Consider the following 16633-nt stretch of genomic DNA (forward strand, 5'->3'; position numbering starts at 1 on the left):
ACCCGTCCGGGGGTGACGACCACCGGACGGTGGAGGTCTCCACATGGATGCGGACCAGACCCAGCAGCCCGGCAGTTTCGCCCTGCTCTTCCAGGCACCGGACCCCGAGGCGATGCGGGCCACGCGCCAGCGCGGCTCCGAGCAGGAGGTCGACGACGAGCAGGAGCGTCCGACGAGGCGGTCACGTCGTGACGCGCAGGACGCCGGGCGCCCGGAGGGGCGCCGCCAGCAGGGCCGCGGGAACGCTCGTCGCGGACGGTCCGGCGAGGACCAGGACGCTGCGGTCGAGCAGGACCGGGACGACTCCGAGGCGGGGCGTGACTCGGGTGACTCGGACGAGTCGACCGGTGGGCGCCAGCGCCCCCAGCGCCGCACCCGGGCCCGCGGTGAGCGCGGGAGCTCCCGCGGCCAGCGCGGCGACGAGGGCCGCGATGGCGGGGACGACGACCCGACCAGTTCGGGGCGTGGGGGTTCCGCACGGGGTGAGGACTCCGGCCGCGACGACCGGGATGATCAGGACCAGCAGGACGACCGTGGGCCGCAGGGCGGTCACGAGGATGACGACTCCGAGGAGAGCGGTGGGCGCCGCTCGCGTCGCCGCCGGGGCGGCCGCGGCCGCGGGCAGTCCGACGAGGGCGCCGAGGGCGGCCAGGGTCGTGGGGGTCGCCCGTCGGAGCGTTCCCAGGACGACGACGAGGACGGGTCCGGCGACGGGTCCGGGGTCTCCGGGGATGACGACTCCGAGCAGGGCCGGGGGTCGCGCCGCGCGCGCAAGCGCTCCCGCGGGGGGCGCAACCGCTCGCGCGGACAGAGCGGCCGTTCCGAGGACCAGGGCGGCGGATCGGACGCCGTCGACGAGGTGACGGGGGTCCAGGGGTCCACCCGGCTGGCCGCCAAGAAGCAGCGCCGTCGCGAGGGCCGCGAGGCTGGGCGTCGCCGCACGGTGCTCACCGAGGCCGAGTTCCTCGCCCGCCGCGAGAGCGTGCACCGGACCATGGTGGTGCGGGAGTCCGCCGAGTACACCCAGGTGGGCGTGCTCGAGGACGGCGTGCTGGTCGAGCACTACATCGACCGCCAGCAGCAGACCACGATGGTGGGCAACGTCTACCTCGGCCGCGTGCAGAACGTGCTGCCCTCCATGGAGGCTGCCTTCGTCGACATCGGCAAGGGCCGCAACGGCGTGCTGTACGCCGGCGAGGTGAACTGGGACGCGGCCGGGCTGCCCAAGGGTGAGCAGAAGCGCATCGAGAGCGCCCTGCAGCCCGGCCAGCCGGTGCTCGTGCAGGTGACCAAGGACCCCATCGGCCACAAGGGCGCCCGGCTCACCGGCCAGATCTCGCTGCCAGGCCGCTACCTGGTGTACGTGCCGGGGAACACCACCACCGGCATCAGCCGCAAGCTGCCGGACACCGAGCGGGCCCGCCTCAAGAAGATCCTCAAGGACGTCGTGCCGGCCGATGCGGGTGTGATCGTCCGCACCGCCGCCGAGGGGGCTGCCGAGGCCGAGCTGCGGGCCGACGTCGAGCGCCTGACCACCCAGTGGGAGCGCATCGCGGCTGCCCAGGCCAAGGGCTCGGCACCGACGCTGGTGCACGGCGAGCCGGACCTGACCGTGCGCGTGATCCGCGACGTGTTCAACGAGGACTTCACCAAGCTGGTCGTCTCCGGCCCCACGGCCTGGGAGTCGGTCACCAGCTACATCGATGCCGTCGCCCCGGACCTGACCCCCAAGCTCGAGCGCTGGGAGGGGGAGCAGGACGTCTTCGAGCACCACCGCATCGAGGAGCAGATCGCCAAGGCGATGGACCGCAAGGTCTGGCTCCCCTCGGGAGGGTCGCTGATCTTCGACCGCACCGAGGCGATGACGGTCGTGGACGTCAACACCGGCAAGTTCGTCGGCTCCGGCGGGAACCTCGAGGAGACCGTCACCAAGAACAACATCGAGGCGGCCGAGGAGATCGTCCGCCAGCTCCGCCTGCGCGACATCGGCGGCATCATCGTCGTGGACTTCATCGACATGGTGCTCGAGAGCAACCGCGACCTGGTGGTGCGTCGACTGGTGGAGTGCCTGGCCCGGGACCGCACGAAGCACCAGGTGGCCGAGGTGACCTCACTCGGCCTGGTCCAGATGACCCGCAAGCGCGTCGGCAGCGGCCTGGTCGAGGTGTACGGCGAGACCTGTGAGCACTGCGACGGCCACGGCCTGGTGGTGCAGGACGCGCCGGTCGCGGTCCGTGGCGGCGGCTCCGGTGGAGGACGCCGCTCCGGACGCCAGTCCGGCAAGGAGGGCCGCCAGCAGGGCGAGGCGCAGGCCGCGCCGCGCAGCTCCGGCCCGTCCGTCGCCCAGATCGCGCGGGCCGTGCACGCCGCCGCGCTGAAGGGTGACGAGGAGGGCCTGCCGGAGGAGCAGGCAGCCGGCGGGACCGACGAGTCGGCTCCGCAGGCCCCGGCCGCCGCGGCGGAGGGGGCCACGGACGATGCTGCCGAGGGTGTCGCGGAGCAGGCGCCTCGGGAGCAGACCCGGGCGGAGCAGCCCGCGACGGCGCCGAAGGCCGCAGCCGAGACCGCGTCCCCCGCGCAGGCGACGAGCGGGGACGCCCCGGCCGTGACCGGCCGCATCGGACGTCGCAGCGCGGCCCCCGTCGAGTCCGCACCGCAGGTTGGCGACGAGGAGTCCTCGTCCTACGTGGGTGCCCCGGTCGCCGATGCCCCGGAGCCCGCGCCGGCTCCGGCGCGGCGGTCCTCCCGCCGCCGGGCGGCGAGCACCGGGGCAGCCGCCCCATCGGTGACCGTCGCGCCCCAGCCGGCACCCACCACCAGCGTGGCCGGGGGAGCCGGGGTCGCCGAGAAGAGCACGATCACCCGTCGCACCCCGCGTCGCCGGGTCGTCGCCCCGCAGGGAGACGGTGCCTCGCCGGCTTGAGCCGGGCCGGCGCAGCGTGTAGAGTGGAACGTCGGCGCGCCCACGTGTGGTGCGTCGCGATGGGTCAGTTCCCGTCGCGACACGCACCGCGCAGCGCGCCATCGTTCGTGAGACACCCCTGGTTCCGCGTCACACCCCGTGTGGCGGGAACCGCGGCCCCGCCCCTCGGGCAGGACGCGGGTGGTCATGAACACCCCGAACCAGTTGTCCAGCAGACCAGAGAGTGAGCTCAACGTGTACGCGATCGTCCGCGCCGGTGGCCGCCAGGAGAAGGTTTCCGTCGGTGACGTGCTCACCGTCGACAAGGTGGCCGGTGAGGCCGGCGAGAGCATTGACCTGCAGCCGCTCCTGCTCGTCGACGGCTCCACCGTGACCGCCGCCTCCGACAAGCTCGCCGCGGCGAGCGTCACGGCGGAGATCCTGGGCGCCACCAAGGGCCCCAAGATCACCATCCAGCACTACAAGAACAAGACCGGTTACAAGCGGCGCCAGGGTCACCGTCAGCCGCTCACCGAGGTCAAGATCACGGCGATCAACGCCTGATCAGTCCTCGGACTCCATCCGCAGCAGAACGCAGGGAGAAGCGACATGGCAAGCAAGAAGGGTGTGTCCTCGAGCCGCAACGGCCGTGACTCGAACGCGCAGCGCCTCGGCGTGAAGCGTTTCGGTGGCCAGGTGGTGAAGGCCGGCGAGATCATCGTGCGCCAGCGCGGTACCCACTTCCATCCGGGTGAGAACGTGGGCCGCGGCAAGGACGACACGCTGTTCGCCCTCGAGGCCGGTGCCGTCGAGTTCGGCAGCAAGCGTGGTCGCAAGACGGTGTCCATCGTGGGCGCCGACGCGGCCGCCGTCTGAGACAGTCTGTCGCGGCCACCGCGCCGCACCGGGTCCCTCCGGACCCACCCCGATGGGGGCGATGCCACACTCAAGGGCATCGCCCCCATCGGCGTCACGTGCCCGGGCGACCGTCGCCCGCGCCCGACCCGCCCCCCCCCGAGCTGGAGGCTCCTCATGACGACTTTCGTGGACCGCGTGGTGCTCCACCTCGCTGCCGGCAAGGGCGGTCACGGCGTGGCCTCCGTGCACCGGGAGAAGTTCAAGCCGCTCGGCGGCCCCGACGGCGGCAACGGCGGTCACGGCGGTGACGTCCTGCTCGAGGTCGATGACCAGGTCACGACCCTGCTGGAGTACCACCGCGGGCCGCACCGCAGCGCCCCGAACGGCCAGCCGGGCGAGGGCGACGAGCGCAACGGGGCGGCGGGGGAGCACCTCGTGCTGCGCGTCCCCGACGGCACCGTGGTCAAGGACCGGGCGGGCGAGGTGCTCGCGGACCTCGTCGGGCACGGCACGCAGTTCGTCGCCGCACGTGGCGGTCGGGGTGGTCTGGGCAACAAGGCGCTGGCCAGCCGGCGTCGCAAGGCGCCCGGCTTCGCGCTGCTGGGGGAGCCTGGCGAGGAGCGTGAGCTCGTGCTGGAGCTCAAGACGCTCGCGGACGTCGCCCTCATCGGCTTCCCGTCGGCCGGCAAGTCCTCGCTGGTCTCCGTGCTCTCCTCGGCCCGTCCGAAGATCGCCGAGTACCCCTTCACCACGTTGGTGCCGAACCTCGGCGTGGTGACGGCTGGTGACGACCGGTTCACCGTGGCCGACGTGCCGGGGCTGATCCCGGGCGCAGCGCAGGGCAAGGGCCTGGGGCTGGAGTTCCTCCGCCACGTGGAGCGGTGCGGCGTGCTGGTGCACGTCGTGGACTGCGCCACCCTCGAGCCCGGGCGCGACCCGCTGACCGACCTCGACGTCATCGAGGCCGAGCTGCGGCAGTACGTCCCCGACCAGGCCCTCGGTGGCCGACCCCTCTCCGAGCGCACCCGTGTGGTGGTCCTCAACAAGGCCGACGTCCCCGAGGCGCGCGAGCTGGCCGAGATGGTGGAGCCCATGCTGGTCGAGCGCGGGGTGGAGGTCCACATCGTCTCCGCCGTGGCGCACCAGGGGCTGGAGCCGCTGAAGTTCTCCCTCGCGCGCCACGTGGCCAAGCACCGTGCCAGCCTGCCGCCGGCCGAGCCGGCGCGCGTGGTCGTGCGCCCGAAGGCCAAGGACGATGCCGGCTTCACCGTCGCCCGGGAGAACAGCCACGACGGGCCCTACTTCCGGGTGGTCGGCGAGCGGGTGGAGCGTTGGACCCACCAGACCGACTTCGCCAACGACGAGGCCGTCGGCTACCTGGCCGACCGGTTGCAGCGCGCCGGCGTCGAGGAGCAGCTCGTGGCCGCCGGCGCGGTCGCTGGTGACACGGTCGTCATCGGTGCCGGCGACGGGGTCGTCTTCGACTGGGAGCCCACCATCACCGCCGGTGCGGAGCACCTGGGTTCGCGCGGCTCGGACCTGCGCCTGGAGGAGCGGGCCCGCCCCACTCGTACCGAGAAGCGCGAGGCCTTCCACGCCCGCAAGGACGCCGAGAGCGAGGTGCGCCGGGAGATGGAGGCCGAGCGCCGCGCGGGCGTCTGGACCGCGGACGACTGAGCCGGGCCAACCGGTAGGATGGCGCCCATGCACAACGTTCTGACGGTCATCGCCCAGGGAGCCGAGGGCGCCCACCACGGCCCCGAGCTGCCCTTCGCCCCCATCTGGTTCGGGGTCATCGCCCTGGGCATCCTCATGGCCCTGCTGGCGATCCTGTGGCAGTTCCGCCACGCCGTGCCGATGAACCCGGCCGACGAGGAGTTCGCGGCCGACCACGTCCGTCACCGTCAGAACCGGCGCACCTCGGCAGGTCGTCGCTGACGATGCGTTTGGGTGTGATGGGTGGGACCTTCGACCCCATCCACCACGGCCACCTCGTGGCCGCCAGTGAGGTGGCCGCCACCTTCGGCCTCGACCAGGTGCTCTTCGTGCCCACGGGTCACCCGTGGCAGAAGGAGGGCAAGCAGGTCTCACCGGCGGAGGACCGCTACCTGATGACGGTCGTCGCCACGGCCTCCAACCCCCGGTTCTCCGTGAGCCGGGTGGACATCGACCGGCCGGGCCCGACGTACACGCGGGACACCCTGCGCGACCTCTCCGAGCGGTACCCCGACGCCGAGCTCTTCTTCATCACCGGTGCGGACGCCCTGGGGCAGATCCTGTCCTGGAAGGGCGTGGAGGAGCTCTGGGAACTCGCCCACTTCATCGGTGTCAGCCGTCCGGGGCACGAGCTGAGCGCCACTGGCCTGCCCCAGGACAAGGTCACGCTGACCGAGATCCCGGCCATGGCCATCAGCTCCACCGACTGCCGTGAGCGGGTCGCCGACGGCCTGCCCGTCTGGTACCTCGTACCGGACGGCGTCGTGCAGTACATCAACAAGCACGGCCTGTACACCGCGCAGGCCACGGAGTCCGACGAGGGCTTCAGCGCGATCCTGCCGCCGGCCACCGCGCCGTCGCGGCCAGACACCCCAGACCCCGTCCAGGAGGACACTGCGTGACTGCCACCCCCGAGGCCATCGACCTGGCTCGTACCGCCGCCCGTGCCGCCGACGACAAGTTCGCCGACGACATCGTGGCGCTGGACGTCAGCCAGCACCTCGCGCTGACCGACATCTTCCTCATCGCCTCCGCCCCGACCGAGCGCCAGGTGCACGCCGTCGTCGATGCGGTGACTGACGCCTGCCTGGCGGCCGGTGTGAAGCCCAAGCGCCGCGAGGGCGAGCGCGAGAACCGCTGGGTGCTCGTGGACTTCGGCGACATCGTGCTCCACGTGCAGCACGCCGAGGACCGCGAGTTCTACGACCTCGAGCGGCTGTGGAAGGACTGCCCCGCAGTCGACCTGCAGCTGCCGGAGCACCCCGAGGGTCGGTCCGAGGCCGCGGCGGCCCAGGACGAGGCCGAGCAGCGTCCGTGGTGGATCCCCGCCGAGGACGACGCCAGCAGCTCCTGATTCCCGCCCGGGAGCGCCGATTTGGTGCTTCGGGGGGTGGTGTGTGTAATATTCACCGGTCGCTCCGAGAGGGGCACACACCCGCACGGGGCTATGGCGCAGTTGGTAGCGCGCCTCCATGGCATGGAGGAGGTCAGGGGTTCGAATCCCCTTAGCTCCACAGAAGAACGCATGAGAAGGGCCCTCACCGTGTGGTGAGGGCCCTTCTCGTGTCTCCGGCCACTGGCCCCGGCCGACGGGCCACCGCCGGTGAGGGTGCCCACGCGCCGGGCCAGGACCTACCAGGCCCGGCGCGTGGGCAGGCGGCTCACCCCTGGCGGGGAGGCTGCCCTCCGGAGCCCTCCTGGGGCGGGCGCCGGCGCTGCTGGTCCCCAGAGCCCTGCGCTTTGTTCATGCCGGCGCGCACGCCCCGGCTCACCAAGCGGCGGGTGACGATGCGACCTACACGGGATGCAATCTGTTGCCAAGCCATGGCCCCACGCTACCCACCGCGCGGCTGCAGCGCGAGGGGCCGCGGGGGCTCACTGGGGGAGGGGCCGCTGCCGGGGCCGCCATCGGCCACCGGTTTGCGAGCCGGGGCGACAGCGGAGAGGGTGGAGGGACGAGGCCCCGCGCTGCGGGGCAGGAAGGAGGCTCTTCATGGGCATCCAGGACAAGATCGAGAACACGGCCGACAAGGTCACCGGCAAGGCCAAGGAGGTCGCGGGCGACGCCGGCGACAACGAGCGCCTGCAGGCCGAGGGCAAGGGCCAGCAGTCCCAGGCCGACATCAAGCAGGCTGGTGAGAACGTGAAGGACGCCTTCCGCGACAAGTGAGGCCTCCCCGCATCGACGAACGGGCCACCGGAGGACACCCCGGTGGCCCGTTCGCGTGCCGTCGGGGGGTGTCAGGGGCCAGATCGCGGGTGACGATGCCGTGAGCGCGTGCGGGGCGTGAAAGACTGCCCCGACCTGTTCTGCCCTGATCCCGCCCGCCCCCGAGACACCCGAGGTGCCCCGCTCCGTGTCCCCCGTTGCCCGTACCGCCCTGCAGCCGGCCGCGACCCCTCCGTCGCAGATCCGCAACTTCTGCATCATCGCCCACATCGACCACGGCAAGTCCACGCTGGCCGACCGGATGCTGCAGATCACCGAGGTGGTGCAGCCGCGTGACATGCGTGCCCAGTACCTGGACCGCATGGACATCGAGCGTGAGCGCGGCATCACCATCAAGTCGCAGGCCGTGCGCATGCCCTGGGCCCTGGGGGAGGGCAAGGACCAGGAGACCTTCGTTCTGAACATGATCGACACGCCGGGGCACGTCGACTTCACCTATGAGGTGTCGCGCTCCCTGGCCGCCTGCGAGGGTGCGATCCTGCTCGTGGACGCGGCGCAGGGCATCGAGGCGCAGACCCTGGCCAACCTGTACCTGGCCATGGAGAACGAGCTCACCATCATCCCGGTGCTCAACAAGATCGACCTGCCGGCCGCGCAGCCGGAGAAGTATGCCGAGGAGATCGCGGGCCTCATCGGGTGCGAGCCCGAGGACGTGCTGAAGGTCTCGGGCAAGACCGGTGCGGGCGTCGAGGACCTGCTGGACCACGTCGTGGCGATGATCCCTGCGCCGGTGGGCGATGCGGACGCGCCGCCCCGAGCGATGATCTTCGACTCGGTCTACGACACCTACCGCGGCGTGGTGACCTACGTCCGGGTGGTGGACGGCCAGCTGAGGCCGCGCGAGCGCATCACCATGATGTCCACCGGCGCCACCCACGAGCTGCTGGAGATCGGTGTCAGCTCGCCGGAGCCCCATGCCACCAAGGGGCTCGGCGTGGGGGAGACCGGCTACCTCATCACCGGGGTGAAGGACGTGCGGCAGTCCAAGGTGGGCGACACGGTCACGTCCCACCACCACGGCGCGACGACGCCGATCGGTGGCTACAAGGACCCCACCCCGATGGTGTACTCCGGCCTCTACCCGATCGACGGCTCGGACTACCCGGTGCTGCGCGAGGCGCTGGACAAGCTCAAGCTGAACGACGCCGCGCTGGTGTACGAGCCGGAGACCTCCGCGGCGCTGGGCTTCGGCTTCCGCGTGGGCTTCCTGGGCATGCTCCACCTGGAGATCGTGCGCGAGCGCCTGGAGCGCGAGAACAACCTCGACCTCATCTCCACCATGCCCAACGTGATCTACACGGTGCGCATGGAGGATGGCACCGAGGTGGTGGTCACCAACCCGAGCGAGTTCCCCGGCGGCAAGGTCTCCAGCATCACCGAGCCGGTCGTGAAGGCCACCATCCTCACGCCCTCGGAGTTCATCGGGTCGGTGATGGAGCTGTGCCAGTCGCGCCGCGGTGACCTCGCGGGCATGGACTACCTCTCCGAGGAGCGGGTGGAGATGCGCTACACCCTCCCGCTGGCGGAGATCGTGTTCGACTTCTTCGACAACCTGAAGTCCCGCACCCGCGGGTACGCCTCCTTCGAGTACTCCGAGGCGGGCTACCAGGAGGCGGACCTGGTGAAGGTCGACATCCTGCTGCAGGGGGACCAGGTCGATGCCTTCAGCTCGATCGTGCACAAGGACAAGGCCTACGCCTACGGGGTGGAGATGGCGGGCAAGCTCAAGGAGCTCATCCCGCGGCAGCAGTTCGAGGTGCCGATCCAGGCCGCGGTGGGCTCCCGCATCATCGCCCGCGAGACGATCCGAGCGATCCGCAAGGACGTCCTCTCCAAGTGCTACGGCGGTGACATCAGCCGTAAGCGCAAGCTGCTGGAGAAGCAGAAGGAGGGCAAGAAGCGCATGAAGATGGTGGGCACGGTCGAGGTGCCGCAGGAGGCCTTCATCGCTGCGCTGAGCCAGGACGGCGAGAAGGGCAAGGACGCCAAGTGAGCACCGGGTCGTCACCGGACCGCAGGGCCACGACCGATGCGGTGAGCGGCGGCCGGGTGCCCGCCGGCGCCCCCCGCAAGGGCGCGGCTGCCGCAACGGGCGCCGCGGTGGAGCACACGGGTGTCTCGCGCGGCGACGCCGAGCGCCTGCCGGATGGGCGGTTGAAGCGCGTGACGCGCTCGTACGTCATCCGCGGGGAGCGGCCGGACCCGCGCCACGCTCAGGCGTGGGACAAGCACGCTGACCGCCTCGTGGTGGAGCCGCCGCGCACCACCGAGCCGTTGTCGGTGGACCCGGGCTTCCGGTTCGACGCCGCTGCGGTGTTCGGCCGGACGGCCCCGCTGGTCGTGGAGATCGGCGCCGGGTCCGGGGATGCCGTCGCGGCGCACGCGCTGGCGCACCCGGAGGTGGACCACCTCGCGATCGAGGTGTGGCACCCGGGGGCGGCGCAGATCGTCTCGCAGCTGGCGCACCACGGGCTGGAGAACGTGCGCGTCATCGAGGTCGATGCGGCGCGGGCCTTCGCGACGATGTTCGAGCCCGGGTCGCTGGCCGAGGTCTGGACCTTCTTCCCGGACCCCTGGCCCAAGGCGAAGCACCACAAGCGCCGCCTGGTCAGCACTGCCCTGGCGCAGGACGTCGCCCGTGCCCTGCGCCCGGGTGGCGTGTGGCGGCTGGCCACGGACTGGGCGGACTACGCGTGGTGGATGCGTGACGTCATCGAGGCCAGTGAGCACTTCGACAGCCCGCATGCGGGGGAGCGGGCCCACCCTGAGGACCCGGCCGGGCCCGGCCACGGCGGGTTCGCGCCGCGCTTCGCCGAGCGCCCCGTGACGCGCTTCGAGCGCAAGGGGCTGGGCGTCGACCGCGAGGTGCGGGACGTCATCGGCGTCCGTCGCTGAGGGCGCGCGTCAGCCTCAGAAGTAGTCGCGGATGTGCACCTGCCCCGTGCCGAAGAGCGACCAGAGGTCGTCGTCCCCCTCGGCCAGGCCGGCCTGACGGGCCGCCGCCAGTGACTGGCTGCCGCTCCACACCACCGCGAGACCCCGCGGCGTGAAGCGCACGGCCGGTGCCCGGTCCGTGGGCTCGACCGTGGCCGTCCCCTCTGTGAGGCGCACGGACCAGGACACGTCGTCCACCCCGAAGCTCGTCTCCAGCGACGCCCAGGTGGGGTAGGTCCGGCGCTGCAGCGCCTCGGCGGGGTCGAGCACCGCGAGCGAGTACGGGTTGCCGCTGCCGCGCTGCCACTGCCAGCTCGGCACCAGCAGGTGCAGCGCGTCGAGGCCCGAGGTCGAGACCACGGTGCGGGGCGCCACTGCCGAGTGCGACCCCAGGGAGGCCAGCAGCGAGGCCGCCGCCCCCGCATCGAGCGCGATGAGGTCGTGCACCTCCAGGGTGCTCCCGGGCTCGCCGTACCGGGACGTGCGGTCCCACCGGAGCACGCCGGTGACCCGTCCCTCCCGCTCGGCCAGGGTGTAGGCGCCGCCGGTGAAGGCCCGGTCGGCGGGGAAGAGTGGGCCGCGGCGGGTCAGGGGGCCGTTGTGCTGGCGGGCCCATGCCTCGTAGGCGTCCACGATGGCCGGCAGGTCGTCCGGCACCGCGCGGCGCAGCGCGTCCGGTCCGGGCGCGAGGTCGCGGAACACCGCGGTGGGCACCACCGTCTCGTCGTCGTAGGTGGCGACGACCTCATAGCCGAGCGGCCGGTAGATCGCCGGGGCGGTGGCGAACAACGTGGAGACGACCGCGCCCCATCCGCGGGCCTCCTCCAGCAGCGGCTCGATGAGGCGACGCACCAGGCCCCTCCCGCGCGCCTCGGGCGCCACCTTCACCCCGGCGATGCCGGCTGTCGGCAGGGTCTGGCCCCACCACCACGAGTCGTAGCGGTGGCAGGTGGCGGACCCGACCACGCGCACCCCATCGGTCGCGACGATCGTGCTGCGTCCCTCGGCGAGGGGCGAGCGCGCCTCCTGGCGCGGGTACCCGAAGGCCTCGTGGGAGAGGTCGGCCAGAACCTCGGCGTCGTCCTCGCGGGCGGGGCGCACGGTGAAGGTCATGGACGAAGGCTAGGGCCAGGCCTCGCCGGCGGCCACGGGTTTGCCCCGGGCCCCGGCCCCGGCCGGCCGCGCACGACGCGGGTGGTGGGAGAATCGGGGGATGCCCCAGCTGCCCCCCGGTGACCCCGTCCCGCGCGATGGTGCGCTGCCCGCATCGGCCCTGGGATCGATGCGGGAGGAGACCTTCTCGTTGTACCTGCACGTGCCCTTCTGCTCGGTGCGCTGCGGGTACTGCGACTTCAACACGTACACGCTGACCGAGCTGGGCGACGAGACCGGGGCCTCGCTGGACACCTGGGTCGATGGGGTGGCCGCTGAGCTCGACCTCGCCGTGCGCGTCCTGACCGCCGATGGGGGAGCGCTCCCGGTCGTGGACACGGTCTTCGTGGGCGGGGGGACGCCGTCTTTGCTGGGGGCCGAGGACCTCGGGCGGGCCCTGGAGGTGGTGCGGGAGCGGTTTGCGGTGGCCGAGGACCTGGAGGTGACCACGGAGGCCAACCCCGACCAGGTGGACGAGGAGTTCGCGTGGGGGCTGGCGGAGGCGGGGTACACACGGATGAGCGTGGGGATGCAGTCGGCCGTGCCCCACGTGCTGGCCACGCTGGACCGGACGCATGACCCGGCCAACGTGGAGCGAGCGGTGGAGGCGGGGCGGGCTGCCGGCCTGGCGGTCTCGGTGGACCTCATCCACGGGACGCCGGGGGAGTCGTTGGTGGACTGGCGCGCCAGTGTGGAGGCGGCGATCGCGCTGCGGCCCGACCACGTGTCGGCCTACGCGCTGACGATTGAGGAGGGGACGGCCCTGCATCGCCGGGTGGCGCGCGGGGAGCTCCCGGAACCGGACGAGGACGACCAGGCGGACAAGTACGAGCTGGCCGACGACCTGCTGGGTGCGGCGGGCTACGGGTGGTACGAGGTGTCGAACTGGGCACGGACCGAAGCAGGGCGCTGCCGGCACAACGAGCACTACTGGGACGGCGGGCACTGGTGGGGCGTGGGGCCCGGGGCGCACAGCCACGTCGGCGGCGTGCGCTTCTGGAACGTCAAGCACCCGCGGGCGTGGGCGCAGCGGCTCTCGACCGGGGTGACGCCGGCAGCCGCGCGGGAGGTGCTGACGGCCGAGCAGGTGACCGAGGAGCGGGTGATGCTGGGGATCCGGCGCCGGGAGGGGCTGGCGCTCGACGACGTGCCGGCGGAGGGGCGCGGGGCGGTGGCGGCGCTGATCGGCGACGGGCTGCTGGAGGGCGTGCCGGCGGTGCGGGACCGGCGGCTGGTGCTCACGCGTCGCGGGCGGCTGCTGGCGGACCTGGTGATGGGGCGGCTGCTCGGGTTGTGAGGGGGGCGTGGGGTTGTTTGACCACCGGTTGGTGGTGCTGCGGCGGCGCGGCGGGCGAGGGCTGTGGGCGTCGCGGCCGGCAACGAGTGGAGGCGGATCAGCCGTTCAGGACCGCCCGCACCCGGTCCATGGTCTCGGCCTCCTGAGGGTCCACACCCTTCGAGGCGTTGGCGGTGGCGTCCATCGCCTCGGCGACCAGCCCACGGAAGGCCTCCAGATCGGCCGGGTTGGCCCGCAGGATCCCCACCGCCTCGGCGAGGTCGTCCAGGACGGCCTGCTCACGGCCCACCGCATCAGCGGCCTGCGGCGGGGTGGGGAACCCTCCCTCGCGGATGATTTCCTGCATCGAGGCTGGGGCCTTGGCCAGCACCTTGGAACCGGCCCAGCCCTCCTTCAGGGTCGAGAGCAGTCCGGGGTCGGCCGCGGACACCAGGGCGATCGCCCCCATGGCAGCGGACTTGATCGTCTTCTTCTGCTCGTCGGTGTACTCGGTGCCCGTGGGGCCGTTCGTCATGTCGGTCATGCCGCCATCCTGCCCTCGATGGAGCCCACCCACCAGCCGGGCCGCGAGGCGGGCTCGGCGACGGCGAAGGGCGGCCCGACCAGCCGGCCGGACCGCCCCATCGCGAGCGTGCATGTCAGTCGAGGATCTTGATCTCCACCGGGTAGGTGTAGGGCTCGCCCTTCGAGGCCTTCATCGACGCGCTGATCGTCCACCAGAGGTAGAGCGCACCCGCGATGACGAAGAGCAGCAGGGCCAGCGGCAGCGCCAGACCAAACGTGACGATGGTCATGATCCCGGTGATGATCCACAGGGCGATGAAGACGATGGCCGCCACCACGTGGAAGTTGAAGGAGCCGGCGGCCGCGCGACGGACGAACGGGTCCTTGTCCTTGTAGAGGAACCACACGATGAGCGGTCCGGCGAACGGCAGCCAGCCACCGGACAGAACCGTGGAGATGATGCCCGAGAGGTGACAGAAGACAGCGACGAGGCGATCGGAGTCACTTGCGCCCGAGGTGGCGTGACCGCCGTGCGGCGGTGCGTAGTGCCCACCGCCGTACTGGCCCTGGTTCGAGTACGGGTCACCCGAGGCGTTCGGGTAGGCGTCCTGGTGGGGGCTGCCGTCCGGGTTCGTGCTCGATGCATTCCACTGCGGCTGCCGGGCCTCGCCCACGAAGGCGTCATCCTGCGAGGGGATGCTCTGTCCACGGGGACCCACCGGGTCCTGGCCGCCCTGGGGCGACCACGCGGAGGAGCCGTTGCGACCCGCGCCGTCTCGGTTCGGGGGAGGGGGAGGTGTCGTGGTCATGACCCCAGTCTGTCGAATCCGGCCCCCGTGCGCAGCCACCCCGGGGCGGACCTGTGAACGGGCCGTCCGCCCGCGGGCGGGGTCACCCGGTCGGGAGGGTGCACGGGCCACCCCTCCCGCGCCGGCTGACCCACTGGCTCACCCCAGCGGCACCTCGCCGACGGTCACGAAGTCGATGAGCTCCTCCACCCGCCCCAACAGCTCGGGCTCCAGGTCGGTGTAGTCCCGCACCGTGCCCAGGATCCGCTTCCAGCCACGCGCCACGTCGGCCTGGGTGTCGTGCGGCCACCCCAGCTCGGCCAGGATTCCGTGCTTCCACGACTGCCCGCGCGGGATCACCGGCCACTGCTCCCAGCCCAGCCGCTGCGGACGCACGGACTGCCACACGTCCACGTAGGGGTGCCCCACGATCTTCACGTGACGGGCGTACCGGGGCGTCGCCCGAGCCTCCTCCACCACCCGCCACTCCTTGGTGCCGGGCACGAGGTGGTCCACCAGCACCCCCATCCGTCGCTCGGCAGTGGGCCGGAAGTCCTCGATGACGCCGCGCAGGTCGTCCACGCCGTCCAGCATCTCCACCACCACCCCCTCGATGCGGAGGTCGTCGCCCCAGACCTTCTCCACCAGTTCCGCGTCGTGTCGCCCCTCCACGAAGATCCGCGAGCCCACGGCCACCCGGGCCGGTGCGGCGGCCACGGCACGGCTCCCGCTGGCGGTGCGGGACGGCGTCGCAGGAGCCGACGGCGCCCGCCGCGGCGCCACCAGGTTCACCGGTTGGCCGTCCACCCAGAAGCCCGGCCCCATCGGGAAGCCCCGCGTGCGACCGCACGCGTCCTCCAGGTGCACCACGTTCTGCCCGCCGGCCTTCTCCAGGGCCACCACCGCGCCGACCCACCCGGTGGACACCTCCTCCACCACGAGTCCGTCGGTGGCCTCCACGTCCTTGCTGCGGCCCCGCTTCGGGCGCTTCCAGTCGCCGGCGAGCACATCGCGTCCGTACCTGTCCATGACCGCACAGGCTACGTGCGCCGGCCGCGTAGACTGGCACTTGACGTCCCCGAGTGCCAGCGTGTGCACGCTGGTCAGGACCCGGGAGGCCCCGTTTTCGCCCCCGCCGTGATCGACCGCCCGAAGGAGGCCCTGATGTCCGGTGAGCGCCGCCTGCAGGTGCTCCGCGCCATCGTGGAGGACCACGTTCGCACCTCCGAGCCCGTCGGCTCCCGCAGCGTGCTGGAGCGACACGGCATCGGCGTCTCCGCGGCCACCATCCGCAACGACATGGCGATCCTCGAGGCCGAGGGGCTCATTCAAGCCCCCCACACCTCTGCCGGCCGCGTCCCGACCGATGCGGGCTACCGCCAGTTCGTCGACAGCATCGCCCAGGTGCGCCGCCTCACCCCGGCGGAGAAGCGCGCCATCCGCGACTTCCTGGCCGACCCGATGGACCTCGACGACGTCGTCGAGCGCACCGTGCGCCTGCTCGCGGCGCTCACACACCAGGTGGCCGTCGTGCAGTACCCCTCGCTCACCCGCTCGGCCCTGCAGCACGTCGAGCTGGTGCCGATGGGGGAGCGCGCCATGGTCGTGATCATCACCGACAGCGGCCGGGTGGAGCAGCGCCTGCTGGACCTGCCGCGGGACGTCGCCGACGACGCGCTGCACACGGTGCGCGACCGCATCAACGGCGCGGCTGCCGGGCAGACCTTCCTGTCCGCCCGGGAACGGCTGACCGAGCTGGCAGCCCACCACCCGCACGACCCGCTGCTGGAGACCGTCTGCACCCTCGTGGCGAGCACCCTGGCCGAGGAACGTGAGGAACGCCTCGCCCTGGCCGGCACCTCGAGCCTCGTGCGGCACACTACCGACTTCGGCGGCTCCCTCGAGACCGTGATCTCGGCCCTGGAGGAACATGTGGTGCTCCTGCGGTTGTTGCAGGCCTCCGAACGCGCCGACGGCGCGACCGCGGCCGAACCGGGCATCGCGGTCTCCATCGGCACCGAGAACGACCACCGCGGCCTGCAGACGGCCTCGGTGGTGAGCACCACCTACGGACAGGACGGCATCGGCTCGCTGGGCGTGCTGGGCCCCACCCGCATGGACTACTCCGGGACGATGGGGGCCGTGCGGGCCGTGGCCGCCTACCTGTCCGAGGTGCTCGAGCACCGCTGAGAGACCTGCGCCGGGGCCACCCCGGGCACCCCTGAGAAGACCACCCACCCCCGAACCGCAGC

The 16633-nt window shown here is 72.2% G+C and carries 16 protein-coding genes and 1 tRNA gene; 13 read left to right on the forward strand and 4 right to left on the reverse strand.

Features of this window, described 5'->3' with window-relative positions; translation table 11 throughout:
* Positions 1 to 43: 43 nt before the first annotated feature.
* The 11 genes from KSED_RS05630 (at position 44) to trmB (ending at position 10601) form a co-directional block, all read left to right on the forward strand.
* The gene (locus KSED_RS05630) at positions 44 to 2923 is read left to right on the forward strand and encodes a ribonuclease E/G (protein ID WP_015779138.1); all 2880 of its coding nucleotides are present in this window, start codon (positions 44 to 46) and stop codon (positions 2921 to 2923) included.
* A 234-nt stretch (positions 2924 to 3157) separates the two neighbouring features.
* Complete coding sequence (gene rplU / locus KSED_RS05635) at positions 3158 to 3466, forward strand: 50S ribosomal protein L21 (protein ID WP_015779139.1); 309 nt, start codon at positions 3158 to 3160, stop codon at positions 3464 to 3466.
* Between the two features lie 45 nt (positions 3467 to 3511).
* Positions 3512 to 3778, forward strand: coding sequence for a 50S ribosomal protein L27 (gene rpmA, locus KSED_RS05640; protein WP_015779140.1), 267 nt, complete (start codon positions 3512 to 3514; stop codon positions 3776 to 3778).
* 156 nt (positions 3779 to 3934) lie between these two features.
* Positions 3935 to 5437, forward strand: coding sequence for a GTPase ObgE (gene obgE / locus KSED_RS05645; protein ID WP_015779141.1), 1503 nt, complete (start codon positions 3935 to 3937; stop codon positions 5435 to 5437).
* 27 nt (positions 5438 to 5464) lie between these two features.
* Positions 5465 to 5698: a hypothetical protein gene (locus KSED_RS05650; RefSeq protein WP_015779142.1), complete on the forward strand. Its 234-nt coding sequence runs from the start codon at positions 5465 to 5467 to the stop codon at positions 5696 to 5698.
* Between the two features lie 2 nt (positions 5699 to 5700).
* On the forward strand, positions 5701 to 6378 hold the full coding sequence (gene nadD / locus KSED_RS05655) for a nicotinate-nucleotide adenylyltransferase (RefSeq protein WP_081439771.1): 678 nt from the start codon (positions 5701 to 5703) through the stop codon (positions 6376 to 6378).
* Positions 6375 to 6830: a ribosome silencing factor gene (gene rsfS / locus KSED_RS05660; protein WP_015779144.1), complete on the forward strand. Its 456-nt coding sequence runs from the start codon at positions 6375 to 6377 to the stop codon at positions 6828 to 6830. The genes nadD and rsfS overlap by 4 nt, the downstream gene beginning before the upstream one ends.
* An 87-nt stretch (positions 6831 to 6917) precedes the next feature.
* Positions 6918 to 6990 (forward strand) — tRNA-Ala (locus tag KSED_RS05665).
* 479 nt (positions 6991 to 7469) lie between these two features.
* Positions 7470 to 7646: a CsbD family protein gene (locus KSED_RS05670; RefSeq protein ID WP_015779145.1), complete on the forward strand. Its 177-nt coding sequence runs from the start codon at positions 7470 to 7472 to the stop codon at positions 7644 to 7646.
* Between the two features lie 187 nt (positions 7647 to 7833).
* Positions 7834 to 9699, forward strand: coding sequence for a translation elongation factor 4 (gene lepA / locus KSED_RS05675; RefSeq protein WP_015779146.1), 1866 nt, complete (start codon positions 7834 to 7836; stop codon positions 9697 to 9699).
* Entirely contained in the window at positions 9696 to 10601 is a 906-nt protein-coding gene (gene trmB / locus KSED_RS05680) for a tRNA (guanosine(46)-N7)-methyltransferase TrmB (RefSeq protein WP_015779147.1), read from the forward strand. Before lepA ends, trmB begins: the two co-directional genes overlap by 4 nt.
* Positions 10602 to 10616: 15 nt before the next feature.
* Here trmB and KSED_RS13580 read toward each other — a convergent pair whose 3' ends face one another.
* Positions 10617 to 11753 carry a GNAT family N-acetyltransferase gene (locus KSED_RS13580; RefSeq protein ID WP_015779148.1) on the reverse strand — a complete coding sequence of 379 codons (1137 nt, stop codon included), beginning with the start codon at positions 11751 to 11753 and terminating at the stop codon, positions 10617 to 10619.
* 100 nt (positions 11754 to 11853) lie between these two features.
* Here KSED_RS13580 and hemW point away from each other — a divergent pair, with 100 nt between their 5' ends.
* A complete protein-coding gene (gene hemW, locus KSED_RS05690; protein ID WP_015779149.1) occupies positions 11854 to 13089 on the forward strand; it encodes a radical SAM family heme chaperone HemW in 1236 nt (411 codons plus the stop codon).
* Between the two features lie 97 nt (positions 13090 to 13186).
* Here the strand turns inward: hemW and KSED_RS05695 are convergent, their stop codons facing one another.
* From KSED_RS05695 to KSED_RS05705, 3 genes are all read right to left on the reverse strand, one after another.
* Positions 13187 to 13612: a hypothetical protein gene (locus tag KSED_RS05695; RefSeq protein ID WP_015779150.1), complete on the reverse strand. Its 426-nt coding sequence runs from the start codon at positions 13610 to 13612 to the stop codon at positions 13187 to 13189.
* A gap of 115 nt (positions 13613 to 13727) precedes the next feature.
* On the reverse strand, positions 13728 to 14402 hold the full coding sequence (locus KSED_RS13585) for a DUF4870 domain-containing protein (RefSeq protein WP_081439772.1): 675 nt from the start codon (positions 14400 to 14402) through the stop codon (positions 13728 to 13730).
* Positions 14403 to 14540: 138 nt separating this feature from the next.
* The gene (locus KSED_RS05705; RefSeq protein ID WP_041290877.1) at positions 14541 to 15410 is read right to left on the reverse strand and encodes a DUF3097 domain-containing protein; all 870 of its coding nucleotides are present in this window, start codon (positions 15408 to 15410) and stop codon (positions 14541 to 14543) included.
* 135 nt (positions 15411 to 15545) lie between these two features.
* Here KSED_RS05705 and hrcA point away from each other — a divergent pair, with 135 nt between their 5' ends.
* Positions 15546 to 16571 (forward strand): heat-inducible transcriptional repressor HrcA, encoded by a 1026-nt coding sequence (hrcA, locus tag KSED_RS05710; protein WP_041291316.1) that lies wholly within the window; start codon positions 15546 to 15548, stop codon positions 16569 to 16571.
* The last annotated feature ends 62 nt before the right edge of the window (positions 16572 to 16633 follow it).

Origin of the sequence: Kytococcus sedentarius DSM 20547, assembly GCF_000023925.1 — a bacterium.
Lineage (GTDB): Bacteria > Actinomycetota > Actinomycetes > Actinomycetales > Dermatophilaceae > Kytococcus > Kytococcus sedentarius.